The following is an 18,257-nucleotide window of genomic DNA, read 5'->3' on the forward strand; positions in this document are numbered from 1 at the left end:
GTGTGTACGAGTACAGTCACCTCAAAATGGTCGGCATCTTTCCCTGTGACAGTATGAATTATCCGAGTGCATGATAAAGTGAGCATTCTGATATCATCTCTTGGTTGTTCAGATTCGTATACTTTCTTATGCAAAGAAGAATTGACACTTAAGAAAACAATCGAAGAGTAGTTCTTCTCTATTTGTTTTTGTCATAGAAATTAAGGAGAGGGGGTCTTGACATGAAGAAATGGAAACATCATATCCGAAGCTGGATGTCAAAGAATATGGGCCTACCCGCTGATGTAATGATGGATCTGCGCGGATAACAATGATTGGCCAACTTCACATTTATATTGAAAACCATCGTGGTGTATTACGATTCTCAAATCAAGAATTACGATTGCTATTAAAGCAAGGGCAGTTGCTCATAAAAGGAGATCATTTTGTGATCAAAACAATTTTACCGGAAGAATTGTTGTTAGAAGGACGCATTGATCAAGTAATCTATGTTGAGGAGAAGAAAGGTACATAATATGGGATTTTGAAGTTATGAGGAGGGGATATTTTGAGAAATCAATGGTTTTCCAATATTTCGGGGGTTGTACGTATTCGAGTAGAAGGACGTTATGTAGAAAGCTTTTTAAATCGTTGTATTACGGAAAATATCGCGATTTGGAATATTAAACGTATTAGTGAACAATCAGTAGTTGGTACAATTCATTTAAATGACGTCAAGAAGCTTAGGGTGTTACTCCGTCAGTCTGATTGCAAAGTTTCATTTACTCATCGTAGAGGTTTTCCATTTCTGGTGAAGCAAATCGGAGAACGAATAGGGTTTGCCTCGGGCATTGCCCTTTCTTTTGCCCTAATTTTCATATTATCTAATATAGTTTGGAATATTGATATTAAGGGGGCATCACCAAAGGTTGAAAATGAGTTACGTCAAGCGATTTTAGATCTTGGTGTGAAAAGAGGTGCTTTTCAATTTGTGTTACCGGACGTTGAGTACATCCAGCGTGAAGTGAGTGAGCAAGTAAGAGATGCAACATGGATTGGTGTACGGCAAAAAGGGACAACTTATGAATTTGAAGTAGTTGAACAACAGTTACCTGAAGAAGCGGAGAGGTATAGCCCCCGCAATCTTGTTGCAAAAAAAGAAGCGATTATTTACAGTATGTTTGTAGAGCATGGTCAAGCAGTTGTAAGAAAACATGATTTTGTCAAAAAAGGGGATTTGTTAGTTTCAGGTTATATCGGGAAAGAGGATGACGAAAATAGAGAGCTTGTTCCAGCAAAGGCGGAAGTATTTGGCGAAATTTGGTACAAGTCTGATGTGGAAGTTCCGTTAGAATCACTATTTACAACGTTAACAGGAGAGAGAAAAGTAAAACATTATTTATCATTTAGCGATTTTTCAGTACCTATCTGGGGTTTCGGTTCTCATTCATTTGAAACGACAGAGCAAGATATTCATACAAAACCTTTTTATTTCTTTCAATGGAAATTACCTATTGCATATGAACGAGTAACTGATTACGAATCTACCCAATATGAACGGGAATATTCGAAAGAAGAAGCGATTGCAGCTGCTAAAAAACAAGCTAAAACAGAGCTTATTCAATATTTGCCAGATGATGCTGAGGTAATTGGAGAAAAAGTTTTGCACGAAGCGTTTGAGAATGGTAAAGTTAAACTACAAATACATTACCAAGTAATAGAAGATATTACATCGGAGCAGCCGATTATTCAAGGAGATTGAGTCTATTGTCAGAAGTAAAAACGATTACGTTAGAAGTCAAAAATGCCAACGAGACGCAAGCACTCATTGGCCCAAATGATCGACATCTAAAAAGAATTGAAGAGCAGTTAGGTGTTTCAATTGTAACTAGGGGTGAAGAAGTACTTGTCACTGGTAATGATGCACAAGCTGAACTGATTGAGAACATTTTGCTCACTCTAATTCAATTGATTCGTAAAGGTGTAACGATTTCTGAGCGTGATGTAGTTTATGCGATTAAATTAGCTGAAACAAATCGTCTTGATGAATTAGTCGATTTATATGATGAACCAATAGCAACAACCATTAAAGGTAAGCCAATAATGGCTAAAACATTAGGTCAACGTCATTATGTAACAGCATTAAAACAACGGGATATGGTGTTTGGCATTGGGCCTGCTGGTACAGGAAAAACATATTTAGCTGTTGTTATGGCAGTCGCTTCTTTAAAGGCAGGACATGTAAAACGAATCGTATTAACAAGACCTGCGGTCGAGGCTGGAGAAAGCTTAGGCTTTTTACCTGGCGATCTTAAGGAGAAAGTTGATCCGTATTTGCGTCCTCTATATGATGCTTTGCATGATGTATTAGGTACAGAACATACAGCAAGATTAATGGAAAGAGGTACGATAGAGGTAGCCCCCTTAGCTTATATGAGAGGCCGTACGTTAGATGACGCTTTTGTCATTTTAGATGAGGCACAAAATACGACACCTGAACAAATGAAAATGTTTATTACACGTCTTGGTTTTGGTTCAAAGATGGTAATTAATGGTGATTTAACACAAATTGATTTACCGAGAGGGAAAAAATCCGGTCTAAAAGTGGCGATGGATATTTTACAAAAGGTATCATCAATCGGTTTTATCTTTTTGCAACCTGCTGATGTAGTTAGACATACACTTGTTCAGCAAATATTAGATGCATATGATGAACAACCAGAATGAAACGTTTTATAATTTAGTAACGTATAATATATAGTAAAATAGAAGTCCTGCTATAAATGGCTATTATGGCGGGACTTTTATCACATTGGTAAATAAAGTTGTGAGAGGGCTAATAAGTTGAGGTGAAATAGATGAGACGACAATCACCGATTGATCAATTAAAGTGGTGGCAACGTGTGCGAGATCATCGATATATACGTATGATCTTATTTCTGATTGTCAGCGTGATCCTTTATTTTCTAATGCTCGGAAATATGATGCATGATACGTTAGATGTTCGATTGTCTGAGATTGCCGATCAAGATATTCGGTCACCTATAACTGTAGAACATAGATCTGAAACGGAATCAAGACGAGCAGAGGCAAGGGATTCAATTGGTCCAGTTTATGAATTGAAAAGGGAATATGCTGAAACACAAGTACGAAAAGTAAATGATATCTTTGATCTTATTACACAAGTTCGAAATGAAGAGAGTGAAGAAAACGGTGAGGAGCTTGAGGAGGAAGAGCCAACTCCGGTTTCAGAGGAACAATTATTTGAAGATCGTCTTACATATATAAAAGAGGTACTTTCTCCTGGGACAAGCAACGATTTATCGGATGAAACACTAATGACGTTTCTGCAAACAACGGACTCTCAACTGCAAATTGCTCGAGAATCGACGACGAATGCTGTATATGAAATTATGAGTGAATCGATTTCTACACGTGAATTAGCTGATGCTAAGCAGGACGTAGAAAACCAAATTGCGATATCGACAGTAAGTAACCGTTTGTTAGATGCAATGGTGGAAGTTGCTCAATTTGCTATTATCCCTAACTATATATATGACGCAAATGCAACACAGCAAATGCGTGAGGAAGCAGCAGAAAATGTCGAGACCGTCTTAATTCGTGAAGGTGAGCTACTTGTTCGCGAAGGTGAAATGATTAACCATGAAATATATGAGCAATTAAGGCTCGTTGGGTTGCTTGATGATCAAGTTCATTTTCTCCCGTATATTGGTCTTGCCTTACTTGTCATTTTAATGATGGCCATGCTGTCGTACTATTTAAGTCAAGCGAAAACATCGATCCAAACGAACAATAGTCATTTTCTGATGTTTATCATTATTTTTCTTATTACTGTTGTTTTGATGAAAATGGTGAGTTTACTTGAAATCATTGAGATTATTGGCTTACCCTATGTTGTACCTGTATCTTTAGGAGCAATGCTAATTACACTTCTCATCCATACACGTATCGCACTGTTTACAAGCGTCATGTTTGCTATCATTGGAAGTGTGTTTTTTAATAATGATACTGCTGGTACATTTAACTTCACGTATGGATTTTATATGTTATTTAGTGGGTTTGCGGGTGCATATTTCTTAGAAAAGTCGAATAGAGTATCCCGTATTTTAAGAGCTGGGATATTTGTTTCAGGAATTAATGTTGTTGTTGTCATCACATTATTGTTTTTAAAGGCTGTGCAACCTAGCTGGATTGAATTAGGAATGCATCTTGTCTTTGCTTTTTTATCAGGGTTTATCGCATCTGTTTTAACAATTGGGTTGCTCCCGTTTTTAGAAATAGGATTTGGTATATTGTCCACAACGCGTTTGATTGAATTATCGAGCCCTAATCACCCTTTGCTTCGGAAAATTCTTGTTGAAGCTCCAGGGACGTATCATCATAGTGTTGTAGTTGGTAATTTATCAGAAGGGGCATGTGAGGCAATTGGTGAAAATGGTCTACTTGCTCGTGTTGGTTCTTATTATCATGACTTAGGGAAGACAAAGCGTCCGCATTTCTTTATAGAAAATCAAATGAAGATGGAAAACCCACATGATAAAATTTCACCCCAGCTAAGTCGAACGATTATTACAGCACATCCGTACGATGGGGCGGAAATGTTAAGAGAATATAAAATGCCAAAAGAAATTATTGATATAGCGGAACAGCATCATGGAACGTCTCTTTTGAAATATTTTTACCATAAAGCAAATCAAGAAAGTGAGCAGGAAATTCCGGAATCACAATTCCGTTATCCGGGTCCGAAACCGCAAACGAAAGTGGCAGCATCGTAGCGATTGCTGATAGTGTTGAAGCAGCTGTTCGTTCAATGCAAAGGCCTACACCAGATAAAATTGAATCACTCGTACGAAAAATAATTAGAGATAAGCTTGAGGATGGTCAATTTGATGAATCTGATTTAACATTAAAAGAATTAGACCAAGTTGCAGTTTCGATATGTGAAACATTAAAAGGAACATTCCATGAACGTATAGAGTACCCAGAAGATATGAAAGGAAAGGGAGATAAAAAATGAATGTCACAATTGACCTTGTTGATGAGACAGAATCTTTAAATAAAAAGCAGCTTGAATTAGTTCAACAACTAATTGTCAAAACTGCGGAAGTGGAGTCATTAAAGGGTGATATTGAGGTATCGATTACGTTTGTTAATGAAGAACAAATTCAACAGATCAATGCTGAATATCGCAATAAAAACCAACCGACTGATGTCATTTCTTTTGCATTAAATGATCAAATCGATGGGGAAGTGAACGTTGTGGGTGAAGGGATGCCTAATATGCTAGGAGATATCATTATTTCTGTCCCACATATAAAGCGGCAGGCTGAAGAATATAAGCATACATTTGAACGAGAGCTCGGCTTTTTGACAGTCCATGGTATGTTGCATTTACTCGGGTTTGATCATAAAACAGAAGCCGAAGAGAAGGAAATGTTCTCAAGGCAAGAGAACATATTGATGCAATATGGACTTACAAGATAGAAATCGGAGAGGATTTAAACGGCTGTTAAAGTCGTTCTATTATGCGACACAAGGGCTTATTTATGTACTGAAGAATGAACAGAATATGAATATTCATCTAGTTATTGCTATTTTAGCCTTAATAGCAGCCTACTTGCTCAGTATACCTTTCATTCAGTTGCTTATTTTACTTTTAATTATTGCAGGTATGTTTGCATTAGAAATAATGAATACAGCTATAGAACGTACAGTCGATTTAGTTACAAAAGAATACCATCCAATGGCGAAGCGGGCTAAAGATATAGCAGCAGCAGCTGTTTTCATTTATTCTCTTTTTGCTGTAATAATTGGATTGCTCATGTTTATACCGCCTATGTTAGATAAGCTTTTATGACGGGGTGTTTACGTTTTGATAAAAAGGGCAATCTTATGAATTAAAGAGTATTAGAGCATACGTTTTCTACCAGATTTATTATTTGACACTATTATAATAAAGGTACGAATGTAAGAAAAGACGTGAAGCGTTTATCGGAAATAGAATTTAATTACTACCATGTTTTGTCCTTTTGAAAGAACCCCCATTCAATGGAGGAAACTTGTAATATTTCTATGGAAAAACGCAAACGCATTTCTTATATGGTTGGGAGAGGGGCACTTTCAGTCATGTGGAAAAAATTCCAAAAGAATATTATCGCGGGTATTATCTTTTTATTGCCAGCTATTGCAACGATTTATGTATTGCAGCTATTGTTTAGTCTAGTTGATGCGTTTTTAGGTTCATTTATTACGGATATATTAAAAGGATTAAATATTATTACTACTGTTGATAACCGTATTTACTTTCTAGGTGTTTACACTCCCTTCTCAGAGCGGTTATTAGGAATTGGCTTTGTATTAACGATTTTACTCATAACATGGGTTGGAGCGATGAGGCTTCAAGGTAAAGGTTCAAGAGTGTTTCACTCGATTGATCACACTTTTAGGAAAATTCCGATTGCTAATTCAATTTATACATCGGTCGAGCAGATTATACATGCTTTTGCCCAAGAACGTTCGTCATTTAAAAATGTTGTTCTTGTTGAATATCCACGTAAAGGATTATATACGGTTGGATTCCAAACAGGTGAGACGAGAGGAGAGGTACAAAAAATCACTTCAAAAGATTGTATTAATGTATTTCTTCCAACAACACCTAATCCAACATCTGGTTGGCTCGTTTTAATACCTCGTGAAGATGTTGTCTTTTTAAATATGACCGTTGAGCAAGGGTTAAAATTCATTATTTCAGGCGGTGTTGTCGTACCTCCTGAACAGGGTGGGCAAGGTGAACAACTAACGGGTGATTATGATGACCGCCAAATGGTCGTTAGAGTTAGAAAGAGAAAGGATGAGAAAGTATGAATCGTCAGCAGCTTATCAATGAGGCTATAAAGGCAAGAGACTTTTCTTATACTCCTTACTCGAAATTTCCAGTAGGGGCAGCTATTGAATTAGGAGATGGTACGATTGTTAGGGGTGCTAATATTGAAAATGCTCATTCGGATTAACAAATTGTGCAGAGAGAACAGCATTATTCAAAGCGTATTCAGAAGGAATGCGTGAAGTGAAGCGGATGGCTGTTGTTGCTGATACGACATTACCTGTTTCACCTTGTGGTGCTTGTCGTCAAGTAATGGCCGAGCTCTGCCATCCAGAGATGGTTGTATTTTTAGCAAATTTAAATGGAGATTTTGAAGAAACTACGGTAGCAAAATTACTGCCTGGAGTATTTAAAGCGGAGGATATGAATGAATAACGAAGAAAAGAAGTTTAAGTCTGGTTTTGTTTCAATTATTGGAAGACCCAATGTTGGGAAATCAACTCTCATTAACCATGTAATTGGTCAAAAAATTGCGATTATGTCTGATAAAGCACAGACAACACGTAATAAAATTCAAGGCGTATATACAAGTAACGAAGCACAAATTGTTTTTATTGATACACCAGGCATCCATAAGCTAAGCATAAGCTTGGGGATTTTATGATGAAGGTTGCACAGAATACGTTGCGTGAAGTCGACCTAGTTTTATATGTTATCGACGCAACGGAACGATTTGGTCCAGGGGAAGAATTTATCATTGAACGTTTAAAGGCTGCCTCTCCTAAGGTATTTCTTGTCATTAATAAAATTGATCAGGTCGAGCCTGAGAAGCTTATAAAAGTGATTGATGAATACCATACAAAATACGATTTTGCTGAAGTAATTCCAATTTCGGCGTTAGAGGGCAATAATATTTCAACGTTACTTGAGCAAATTACTTTGAATTTAGATGAAGGACCGCAATACTATCCGAGTGATCAAGTAACAGATCATCCGGAGCGCTTTGTTGTTGCAGAGTTGATTCGTGAGAAGGTATTGCATTTAACAAGAGAGGAAATTCCACATTCAGTTGCTGTTAATATCGAACAAATGAAGAGAAGAGAAGGGAATGAAACAGTATATATAGGAGCGACTGTTATCGTTGAACGTTCTTCTCAAAAAGGAATTATCATTGGCAAAAGAGGAGCAATGCTAAAGGAAGTTGGAAAACGTGCTCGAGTAGATATAGAAGCTTTACTTGGCTCAAAGGTTTTTCTAGAGCTATGGGTAAAAGTACAAAAGGACTGGAGAAACAAAGTAAGCCATTTACGGGAATACGGCTTTAAGGAAGATGAGTATTAATGTAATAAGAGTGTAACAATGGTTAGACGGCTAGCCATTGTTTTTTTTTGTTCAGTCGATTATCATATTAGTAAGAGAGTTATTAAGGGAAAAGAAGGATAAATCGTTTTGTCAAGCGTTTTCAATTAACAATTTTTCCTTAACATGATATAGGAAATCTCGGTCATCATACTAGTATAGAGCGTTAATCTTACAGAAAGGTGGAATCTGATATGCTCGATTTTTCGTGGAGAGTTTTTTCAATGACAGGAAATGTAGACACGTATTTGTTAATGAAAGAATTAGAGCGTGATTCAGATGAGCAATTTGAACAAGATGACGTGGAACAAGGTGAGACTCTCGATTCACCAACTCATTAAGTATGAATGACACCTCAAATAAAGGTGTGCTTATCTAATGTTGATGAAAAAGGTAGAAGGAATAATTATTCGTACAACCGACTACGGTGAAACGAATAAAGTTGTGACAATATTTACGAAGGAATTTGGAAAACTAGGTGTTATGGCTCGTGGAGCGAAAAAACCAAAAAGTAGGCTCTCATCTGCATCACAATTGTTTATGTATGGTGTATTTGTTATCCAAACAAGCAGTGGCTAGGTGTTTTACATCAGGCTGATATTACAAGATCATTCCGAGATATAAGGAATGATCTTGTTCGTGCCGCACACGCCTCGTACATTCTTGAGCTGACTGATAAAATAACCGAGGAGAAAAAAAACTATACGGGGTTGTTCTCTTTATTGTATCAGCTCTTACACTATATAGACGAAGGGTTAGATGTGGATGTACTGAAAATGATTTTTGAAATGAAAATGCTAGCAGTTATTGGTATTAAACCGGGACTAGATCACTGTGCAAGTTGTGGATCTGTTCGTTCACCTGTTGCTTTTTCTATTAAACATGCTGGTTTTCTTTGCCCTATTTGTCGACCAAACGATACCCATGCTTTTCAAGTGAACGAGCAACATGTGAAATTACTGCGCCTATTTTTTACGTAGAGATTGAACGGCTAGGAAGTATATCGCTAAAACGAGAAACGAAGAAGTACTTACAAACAATGATTGAGTACTATTATGCCGAATATTCAGGATTAACGTTAAAGTCTAAACGATTTTTAGAACAATTAGAGCGAATGAAATTAAATGAATCAGATTAGCATTTTCGTGGACTGGAATTTAGTGCAATTTTTCTTGACAGGTTTAGCTTTTATTTAGTATGATGCATACTATATGAATAAGTTGCGTTGATGGAAAGTAGTAATTATCTAATCTTAAGAAAGCGAACCTAGGACGGTGCGAGCTAGGGCTTAAGGGGATAAAGAAGGCATTCCGGAGCATATCGTTGAAGGTGATTAGCGTTTGTTCGAGCTAATAAGTAGGGTGGAACCGCGGGAGCAACTCTCGTCCCTATGTCATTGCAGACATAGGACGAGAGTTTTTTTGTTGTTTTAAAACACTTATCTCATGTCGCAAATTCAAAAAATCGGAGGAGTGAGCAATATGAATGTACAAACAATGATTTTAACACTTCAAAAATATTGGTCAAAACAAAATTGTATGATTATGCAAGCGTATGATACCGAAAAGGGAGCAGGAACGATGAGTCCATTTACATTACTACGTACAATTGGTCCAGAGCCGTGGAATGTAGCGTATGTAGAACCATCAAGACGTCCAGCAGATGGTCGTTATGGGGAAAATCCGAATCGTCTTTATCAACATCATCAATTTCAAGTGATTATGAAGCCTTCTCCATTAAATATTCAAGAGCTATACTTGGATAGCTTAAAGGCACTTGGAATAAATCCACTTGAGCATGATATTCGTTTTGTTGAGGACAACTGGGAAAACCCTACACTAGGCTGTGCAGGTCTTGGTTGGGAAGTCTGGTTAGATGGGATGGAAATTACGCAATTTACCTATTTCCAGCAGGTAGGAGGACTTGAGGCTAATCCTGTATCAGCAGAAATAACGTATGGAATTGAACGTTTAGCTTCTTATATCCAAGATAAAGAAAATGTATTTGACCTAGAATGGGTAGAAGGGTTTACATACGGTGATATTTTTAAACAACCTGAATATGAGCATTCTACCTATACGTTTGAAGTATCAGATACAAATATGTTATTTACTTTGTTCTCCACATATGAGCAGGAAGCAAAAAGAGCATTGGATGAGAACCTAGTTTTCCCAGCATATGATTATATTTTAAAGTGTTCGCATACATTTAATTTGTTGGATGCACGTGGGGCTATATCCGTAACTGAACGTACTGGTTATATTGGCCGGGTACGGAATTTAGCGAGAACAGCTGCTAAGCTATATTATGATGAACGCGAAAGACTTGGGTTTCCGATGCTGAAGAAAGGTGGAGATCGTCATGAGTAAGGATTTTTTAATTGAAATTGGTTTAGAGGAATTACCTGCTCGTTTTGTTACACCAGCTATTGAGCAATTAAAGGATAAAATTGAAACATGGCTAAAGGAACAACGACTAGATTTTACTGAGCTGCAAGCATATGCGACACCACGCCGCCTAGCTATCGTGATATCTGATCTAGCTGAAGTACAACCGAGCATGGAGGAAGAAGCAAAAGGACCAGCAAAGAAAATTGCTATAGATGAAGAAGGTAATTGGAGTAAGGCTGCACAAGGCTTTGCACGGGGCCAAGGTGTAAGTGTTGACGATTTGTTTTTCAAACAGGTAAAGGGTGTCGATTACATTTATGCAAAAAAATATATTGCTGGGAAACAGACAATTGAGCTTTTACCTGATTTAAAGGATATTATTATTTCTCTTCATTTTCCAAAAAATATGCGCTGGGGCTCACATTCTTTAAAATATGCCCGGCCAATTCAATGGTTAATCGCATTGTATGGAACGGAAGTTATCCCGTTTTCAATAACGAATATTCAAACAGGAAATGTCACATACGGACATCGCTTCCTCGGTCAAAAAGTGACTATTACTAAACCGAGTGAATACAAGCAGGCTTTGTTAAAGCAATACGTTATGGTTGATTTGAATGAGAGGAAAAATGAAATTCGTAAGCAACTAAAAGAGATGGCACTTGAAAAACAATGGGTAATTACAATTGATGAGAATCTTTTAGAAGAAGTTCATCATTTGGTTGAATATCCAACAGCTCTATACGGTTCTTTTGATAAAGACTTTTTATCGTTGCCAAAAGAAGTCTTAATTACTTCTATGCGTGAACATCAGCGTTATTTTCCAGTTCAAGATCAAAATGGCAAGCTATTGCCATATTTTGTTACAGTACGCAATGGAAATCGTGATCACCTTGAAAATGTCGCAAAAGGAAATGAAAAAGTACTGAGAGCTCGTCTTTCAGATGCTGCGTTTTTCTTTGCTGAGGATCAGAAGCTACCGATTGAGAATGCCTTAAATCAGCTTGAGAATATCGTTTATCATGAAGAGCTAGGATCGATAGCCGATAAAGTAAGGCGAATTCAACGACATGTTGCGATCATGAATGAGTTGTTCAATGTCGCTGATGAAACAAAAGCTGCCTCAAAACGTATTGCAGAAATTGCGAAGTTTGATTTAGTAACACAAATGGTCGGAGAATTTACAGAGTTACAAGGCCGGATGGGTGAAGTGTATGCTGAGCTTGCCGGTGAGGATCAGACAGTCGCTCATGGTATTTTTGAACATTATAAACCACGCTTTGCAGGAGACGCCAGCCCGGATTCATTAGCTGCAACTGTAGTAAGTTTGGCGGATAAGCTTGATACGATTGTTACATGCTTTGCTATTGGACTAATTCCAACAGGCTCACAGGATCCGTATGCTCTTCGCCGACAAGCAGCAGGTATTGTTCAAATGTTACGTGACTATCAATTAGATGCCACAATTGAACAATTAATTAAAGAGAGCCTAACGATTGCTAATGAAAATAAAGTCCTAAAGCGTAATCGTGAAGAAGTAGAAGAAGAGTTGCTACAATTCTTCCAGTTACGAGTAAAAGCTGTATTGCAGGAAAGTGGGATGACTTACGATGTCATTGATGCAGTATTAGCACAATCGATCGGTTATATCCCAACACTCATTAAAAAAGCAAAGATCATTACGGAAAAGCGCGAAAACCCTCAATTTAAACAGGTTGTTGAAGCATTGAGTCGTGTAACAAATATTGCTAAAAAAGCGACAGATGTTGAGGAGGTTATTCCAGGTTTATTTGAGAAAGAAGAAGAACAACAGATGTTTGATGCTTACAATGGTTTAAAAGATAAGGTTGGTCATGCACTAACTAATGGTGATGTTGAACGTGCGTATGATGCCTTTGAACAAATGGCACCAACGATTAATGCTTATTTCGACAATATTATGGTTATGTCTGAAGACTTAAAAATACGTAATAATCGTTTAAATCAAATGGCTGCACTTGCTCATGTCATTCAATCATTTGCTAACTTTCAGGAATTAGTATTTGCAGCGAAAAACTAGCAACTAAGAAGGAGGATAAGCCTTGGACGAACAAGGAACAAAGCCGATTGTTTATGTTGTCTCAGACTCTGTAGGAGAAACAGCTGAGCTTGTCGTTAAAGCTGCTGCTAGTCAGTTTAATGGAGCAGGTATTGAAGTAAAAAGAATTCCATTCGTTGATGATGAGGAAACGATTATTGAAATCATTCATTTAGCGAAAAAGGTACAAGCACTCATTGCTTATACACTTGTCGTACCTGAGATACGTGATTTTTTAATGTTGAAAGCACGTGAGGAACAAGTACAAGCGGTTGATATAATTGGACCGATGCTCTATGGGCTAAAAGAGTTAACAAATATCCATCCCCGTTCAGAGCCGGGGTTGTTGTATAAATTAGATGCAGATTATTTTCGTAAAGTAGAAGCAATTGAATTTGCAGTGAAATACGATGATGGCCGTGACCCACGAGGGATTGTACGAGCTGATGTCGTACTAATAGGTGTATCAAGAACGTCCAAAACACCACTCTCGCAATATTTAGCACATAAACAGTTAAAGGTTGCAAATGTTCCGTTAGTCCCTGAGGTTGATCCTCCTAAGGAATTATTTGAGGTTTCACCAAAAAAATGCATTGGCTTAAAAATTAGCCCAGAGAAATTAAATAGTATCAGAGCTGAACGATTAAAGGCACTTGGTTTAAAGGAAGATGCCCACTATGCAAATCTAGATAGAATTAAAGAAGAGCTAGTGTACTCTGAGGCGGTGATGAAGCGGATCGGATGCCCAGTGATCGATGTTTCTAATAAGGCAGTAGAGGAAACAGCTAATCTCATATCAAATATGTTTCGCCAATAGCAAAAATAGTAAGCAAAATAGTAAATTTGTCGCTTTTCTTATGGTATATTTGTGAAAAGATCAAATAAATTTAAAAAGTCAAGACTTTTTCTTAGTTTTTTGGTAAAGATAGTAAAGGAAAAACAGTAGGGATGTAAATCGACAAAAATCAACCAAATTCTTTAGGATTGAAGCAGGAAATTTGAAAGGGATGTTGAATGATAGTAATATGAACTTTTCACCATTCGTAGTATACGTGGATGCAGATGCATGTCCTGTTAAAGATGAGATTGTTGATTTGTGTATACTGTACAGCATTGACATGGTATTTGTCGCTTCTTATGCCCATGACCTGTTTTTACAAGCACCTGCTCGTACGGTGACGGTTGACCCTGACAAGGAAGCAGTAGATCTCTATTTAGTTAATTATGCTAAAAAAGGGGATGTATGTATTACGCAAGACCACGGTTTAGCATCTTTACTTCTTTCTAAAGGGATTACTGTTTTATCACCTCGGGGAGAGAATTCAAGGAGAAACAGATCGACCAAATGTTGGATGCACGTTTTTATTCTCAAAAGCAACGGCGAATGGGAAATAAAACGAAAGGCCCGAAACCTTTTAAACAGGAGGATCGTCAATTTTTTAAATCAAGTTTCAAAAAAATTCTTGAAGATAAAGCAGGAATAACTCATAATGAGTCGAATTAATGCATGTTGGAGATGAAGTAAATGACAACTCGTATTCCGGATTCAGTTATTGAAGAGATTAAGCGCTCAACTGATATTGTCGACGTCATTAGTGACCATGTTCAACTAAAAAAGCAAGGGCGACAGTATAGCGGTTTATGTCCATTTCACGGAGAAAACACACCTTCGTTTTCAGTATCTCCTGATAAACAACTTTATCATTGCTTCGGATGTGGAGCAGGAGGAAATGTTTTTACGTTTCTAATGGACCTAGAAGGTTTAACGTTTGTTGAGGCAGCTGTTCAACTAGGAAAACGGGCAAATATTAATGTTCAATCGAAGGCCATGCTTCGACGAATGCTTCGAGACCTTATGAAGAAATGAAAAAAGCACATAGTGTGGCTGCGAAATTGTATCATCATGTCCTCATGTTAACGGAGGAAGGAAAGCTTGGTAGAGAATACTTAAAAAAAAGAGGATTTACAAAGGAACAGGTAGAACATTTCCAAATCGGGTTTGCACCGAATCGTTGGGATGCACTAACGACGATTTTGCAAAAGCAAGGTTTTGATATTTCAAAAATGGTTGAGGCGAGTTTGTTGGGAGCTAGGGAGTCTGATGACGGACCATATGACCGCTTTCGCCAGCGATTAATGTTTCCAATTTGGGATGCAAAAGGGCAAGTGATTGCTTTTGGCGGGCGGACGATATTGGATGAAAAGCCAAAGTATTTAAATAGCTCTGATTCCCCCATTTTTCATAAGAGCGAGACACTTTATGGCTTTCATCTAGCACGATCTGCGATTCGAAAACAAAGCTCCTTAGTATTATTTGAGGGCTATGTCGATGTCATTGCAGCTTGGGCTGCTGGAGTATCAAATGGAGTAGCAACATTAGGAACAGCTTTAACTGCTGAGCAGGTACGTATGATACGACGTAATGCACAATCCGTTACGCTTTGCTACGATTCTGATTCAGCAGGCTTGAGGCCGCTTATAAAAATGCTTCGATTTTACAGCAGGAAGGCTGCCTTGTCAAAGTGGCAAATTTGCCAAACGGTTATGATCCCGATGACTATATCCAAGAGTTTGGTGCAGATCGCTTTAAAACGGATGTAATAGGGTCTAGCATGACGTTGATGGCTTTTAAGATGCATTATTTGCGACAAGGGCGTAATTTGCAAAATGAATCAGAACGAATGATGTACATTGAAGCTGTTTTAATTGAAATTGCCAATTTGCAAAAAGCGGTGGAGCGTGACCACTATTTAAGGCAGCTTGCTGATGAATTTTCTTTATCGTTAGATGCACTAAAACAGGAACAATATCGTTTATACCGTGAAAAAAAGTCACATACGAATAAAGAGAAAAAGAGTGTCATTCAAGTGCGGCAGCAGATGTTTCAACCGAAAAAGCTATTGCCAGCACATCATAATGCTGAACGTATGCTGATTGCACATATGATGAAAGATGAGCATGTTGCAGAATTAGTGCAGGAGAAACTCGGTGGTGCCTTTTATATTGATGAGCACCAAGCATTAGCGGCCTATTTATTTGCATATTATGCAAAAGGATATGAAGCTGATCCTAGTTCATTTATTGGGCAATTAACTGATGATCGTTTAATCAGATTAGCGACTGAACTTGCGATGCTTGAAGTAAATAATGAATATGAGGAACAAGAGCTTAATGATTATATGACGTTGATTGAAAACTATCCAAAACGGGTAGAAATAGAACAAAAAGAACTTGAAGTGAAGAAGGAAAAGGATCCAATAAAAGCAGCGATGATGTTAACAGAGATTCACCAATTAAAGCAAATGCTTTAATCGGTTTAATTATTGTGTTGGTTGGAACAATGGAAGGAGGGGATCGAATGACTGATAAGCCATTACGCCCATTAGCGGAAGGTGAATTGTCGATCGATCAAGTGAAGGAACAATTGGTAGAGCTAGGTAAAAAGCGTGGTGTATTAACTTATACCGAAATTACAGAGAAATTAGCCGCTTTTGACCAAGATTCAGATCAGATGGATGAATTTTTTGAATATCTCGGTGAACAAGGTGTAGAAATCTCTAATGATGCAGATGATGTTGTTCCTAGTTTGCAACAGACGGAGAAAGAAGAGGAATTTGACCTAAATGATTTAAGCGTACCACCAGGTATTAAAATTAATGATCCTGTTCGAATGTATTTAAAAGAGATTGGCCGTGTCCCGCTATTATCAGCAGAAGAAGAAATTGAGCTTGCAAAACGAATTGAACAAGGCGATGAGGAAGCAAAACGCAGGTTAGCAGAAGCCAACTTACGACTTGTCGTTTCTATTGCAAAGCGCTATGTTGGTCGTGGAATGCTCTTTTTGGACTTAATTCAAGAAGGGAATATGGGCTTAATTAAGGCTGTTGAAAAGTTTGATTACGATAAAGGTTTTAAATTTAGTACGTATGCAACATGGTGGATTCGCCAAGCAATTACACGTGCAATTGCAGACCAAGCGAGAACAATTAGAATCCCTGTTCATATGGTTGAAACAATCAACAAGCTCATTCGAGTTCAACGTCAATTGCTACAGGACTTTGGTCGTGAGCCAACACCTGAAGAAGTTGCTGATGAAATGGAACTTACTCCAGAGAAGGTTCGAGAAATATTAAAAATTGCCCAGGAGCCAGTTTCTTTAGAGACTCCAATTGGTGAAGAAGACGATTCCCATTTAGGTGATTTCATTGAAGACCAAGAAGCGTTAGCACCGTCAGATGCAGCAGCGTATGAGCTTTTGAAAGAGCAGTTAGAGGACGTATTAGATACATTAACTGATCGTGAAGAAAATGTACTTCGATTACGCTTCGGTTTAGATGATGGGCGAACACGTACTTTAGAGGAAGTAGGAAAGGTGTTTGGTGTTACGCGCGAGAGAATTAGACAAATAGAAGCGAAAGCACTTCGAAAGCTTCGTCATCCTAGTCGAAGTAAACGATTAAAGGATTTCTTGGAATAGGCTCTAGCTTAATTGATACAGAAAGATCATAGGGCTGTTCTCTTGTTTTTTTACAAGGACAGTCCTTTTTCTTGTAGGAGGAGAATATGAGGAAAGAGCGAAAAGAAATCGTTATTGAAGAGATTAAGCATTGGCGTAAGTCAAAACTGTTACCAGAGCATTATTGTGATTTTTTACTAACATTATATTCAGAAGGAAATGACCGAGAGACGAAAACATTGTCAAAAAAAATCTCTTTCCACTCCTAATGGTGTACGCAATGTTTTTATTAACAGTTCTTATATTATATTTTACTCAATTTGCATTAGTATTGCAAACAGCAATTGCCATTATTTTCACTTTAGCCATTTTTATGGTTGCCAAACAAACTAACAATCATTCGTCAATACTGGCACAATTGTTTCAGTTTATGGCGGCCCTCATTTTGTATTTACTAACGCTTGAGTTGGGTTATGCCATCATAGAAGATCAAAAATATCTGTTCGGCTTAACGACTATTTTCCATGCACTAGCTTGGTCATTAATTGGTTGGAAGAAAAAAATAAAGTTATTCTATTCATTAGGTGCAGCGGCATTCATTTTAGGAGTTGTTGTACTGATTAGATAAAAGAGTGACAAAATAAGCAAAACTGGGGACAATCCCTTTTCTTTCATTTCATTTTAAAGTAGAATGAGGAAGGGAATTATTAACGTCTACATACTTGACGAGCATTTACTACGAATGAAGGAGGATCTAACATTGAAAGGAAAACCATTATTCCCTTTTGCTATAACGGCATTAGTTGGTATTTTATTAACGGTAGCCCTCTCATTTTGGGCGATGGATCAGCGCACGCAAATGCATTCAGATGAAGAACCTGAAGAAGTAACAGAATTTGAAGATCCAATTGTAGCAGGTGAGGAACTGTACACTCAATCGTGTATTGCCTGTCACGGAGCCGATTTAAGCGGTACTTCTGCACCAGCATTAAATGCATTAGAAGGAAAATATACTGCTGAAGAGATAGTTAACATTATTCATACAGGGCCAGGTACAATGCCTGCTTTTGATCATCTTAATGACGTAGAAGCAGATGCAATTGCTCAATATTTATTATCTCAATCGGAATAAGTGAAGGGGGTATTTTAAAA

At 37.6% G+C, this 18,257-nt stretch carries 15 protein-coding genes and 6 pseudogenes; all 21 read left to right on the forward strand.

The window, feature by feature from the left end:
- Positions 1 to 221: 221 nt before the first annotated feature.
- A pseudogene (gene yqfC / locus JCM19034_RS00005) lies at positions 222 to 514 on the forward strand (sporulation protein YqfC).
- Positions 515 to 547: 33 nt separating this feature from the next.
- Positions 548 to 1,741 (forward strand): sporulation protein YqfD, encoded by a 1,194-nt coding sequence (yqfD, locus tag JCM19034_RS00010; protein ID WP_062046304.1) that lies wholly within the window; start codon positions 548 to 550, stop codon positions 1,739 to 1,741.
- A 5-nt stretch (positions 1,742 to 1,746) separates the two neighbouring features.
- Entirely contained in the window at positions 1,747 to 2,706 is a 960-nt protein-coding gene (locus JCM19034_RS00015) for a PhoH family protein (protein ID WP_062046310.1), read from the forward strand.
- 131 nt (positions 2,707 to 2,837) lie between these two features.
- Positions 2,838 to 4,775 (forward strand): HD family phosphohydrolase, encoded by a 1,938-nt coding sequence (locus tag JCM19034_RS00020; RefSeq protein WP_231686739.1) that lies wholly within the window; start codon positions 2,838 to 2,840, stop codon positions 4,773 to 4,775.
- A gap of 35 nt (positions 4,776 to 4,810) precedes the next feature.
- Positions 4,811 to 5,017, forward strand: coding sequence for a hypothetical protein (locus JCM19034_RS22565; protein ID WP_231686740.1), 207 nt, complete (start codon positions 4,811 to 4,813; stop codon positions 5,015 to 5,017).
- The gene (gene ybeY / locus JCM19034_RS00025; RefSeq protein ID WP_062046312.1) at positions 5,014 to 5,484 is read left to right on the forward strand and encodes an rRNA maturation RNase YbeY; all 471 of its coding nucleotides are present in this window, start codon (positions 5,014 to 5,016) and stop codon (positions 5,482 to 5,484) included. The genes JCM19034_RS22565 and ybeY overlap by 4 nt, the downstream gene beginning before the upstream one ends.
- Entirely contained in the window at positions 5,468 to 5,857 is a 390-nt protein-coding gene (locus JCM19034_RS00030) for a diacylglycerol kinase family protein (protein ID WP_062046314.1), read from the forward strand. Before ybeY ends, JCM19034_RS00030 begins: the two co-directional genes overlap by 17 nt.
- 269 nt (positions 5,858 to 6,126) lie before the next feature.
- Positions 6,127 to 6,864, forward strand: a complete 738-nt coding sequence (locus tag JCM19034_RS00035) for a DUF502 domain-containing protein (RefSeq protein WP_062047298.1) — start codon at positions 6,127 to 6,129, stop codon at positions 6,862 to 6,864.
- A pseudogene (locus JCM19034_RS00040) lies at positions 6,861 to 7,258 on the forward strand (cytidine deaminase). The gene JCM19034_RS00035 and the pseudogene JCM19034_RS00040 overlap by 4 nt, the downstream one beginning before the upstream one ends.
- A pseudogene (gene era, locus JCM19034_RS00045) lies at positions 7,251 to 8,164 on the forward strand (GTPase Era). Before JCM19034_RS00040 ends, era begins: the two co-directional pseudogenes overlap by 8 nt.
- Positions 8,165 to 8,376: 212 nt before the next feature.
- Positions 8,377 to 8,523 carry a YqzL family protein gene (locus JCM19034_RS20685; RefSeq protein WP_082393650.1) on the forward strand — a complete coding sequence of 49 codons (147 nt, stop codon included), beginning with the start codon at positions 8,377 to 8,379 and terminating at the stop codon, positions 8,521 to 8,523.
- A gap of 40 nt (positions 8,524 to 8,563) precedes the next feature.
- A pseudogene (recO, locus tag JCM19034_RS00050) lies at positions 8,564 to 9,320 on the forward strand (DNA repair protein RecO).
- Positions 9,321 to 9,663: 343 nt separating this feature from the next.
- Entirely contained in the window at positions 9,664 to 10,551 is an 888-nt protein-coding gene (glyQ, locus tag JCM19034_RS00055; protein WP_062046316.1) for a glycine--tRNA ligase subunit alpha, read from the forward strand.
- The gene (glyS, locus tag JCM19034_RS00060; protein WP_062046318.1) at positions 10,544 to 12,631 is read left to right on the forward strand and encodes a glycine--tRNA ligase subunit beta; all 2,088 of its coding nucleotides are present in this window, start codon (positions 10,544 to 10,546) and stop codon (positions 12,629 to 12,631) included. Before glyQ ends, glyS begins: the two co-directional genes overlap by 8 nt.
- A 22-nt stretch (positions 12,632 to 12,653) precedes the next feature.
- Positions 12,654 to 13,466, forward strand: coding sequence for a pyruvate, water dikinase regulatory protein (locus JCM19034_RS00065; protein ID WP_062046320.1), 813 nt, complete (start codon positions 12,654 to 12,656; stop codon positions 13,464 to 13,466).
- A 301-nt stretch (positions 13,467 to 13,767) separates the two neighbouring features.
- Positions 13,768 to 14,153, forward strand: a pseudogene (locus tag JCM19034_RS00070) (DUF188 domain-containing protein).
- Positions 14,154 to 14,174: 21 nt separating this feature from the next.
- Positions 14,175 to 15,960: pseudogene (gene dnaG, locus JCM19034_RS00075) on the forward strand (DNA primase).
- A 47-nt stretch (positions 15,961 to 16,007) separates the two neighbouring features.
- Entirely contained in the window at positions 16,008 to 17,126 is a 1,119-nt protein-coding gene (gene rpoD, locus JCM19034_RS00080) for an RNA polymerase sigma factor RpoD (RefSeq protein ID WP_062046322.1), read from the forward strand.
- An 86-nt stretch (positions 17,127 to 17,212) separates the two neighbouring features.
- A complete protein-coding gene (locus JCM19034_RS21420) occupies positions 17,213 to 17,374 on the forward strand; it encodes a hypothetical protein (protein WP_156323827.1) in 162 nt (53 codons plus the stop codon).
- A gap of 11 nt (positions 17,375 to 17,385) precedes the next feature.
- A complete protein-coding gene (locus JCM19034_RS00085) occupies positions 17,386 to 17,733 on the forward strand; it encodes a hypothetical protein (RefSeq protein ID WP_062046324.1) in 348 nt (115 codons plus the stop codon).
- Positions 17,734 to 17,865: 132 nt separating this feature from the next.
- Positions 17,866 to 18,237, forward strand: a complete 372-nt coding sequence (locus JCM19034_RS00090; RefSeq protein WP_062046326.1) for a cytochrome c — start codon at positions 17,866 to 17,868, stop codon at positions 18,235 to 18,237.
- Positions 18,238 to 18,257: the final 20 nt, after the last annotated feature.

Source organism: Bacillus sp. JCM 19034, assembly GCF_001310635.1.
GTDB lineage: Bacteria > Bacillota > Bacilli > Bacillales > Bacillaceae_D > Halalkalibacter.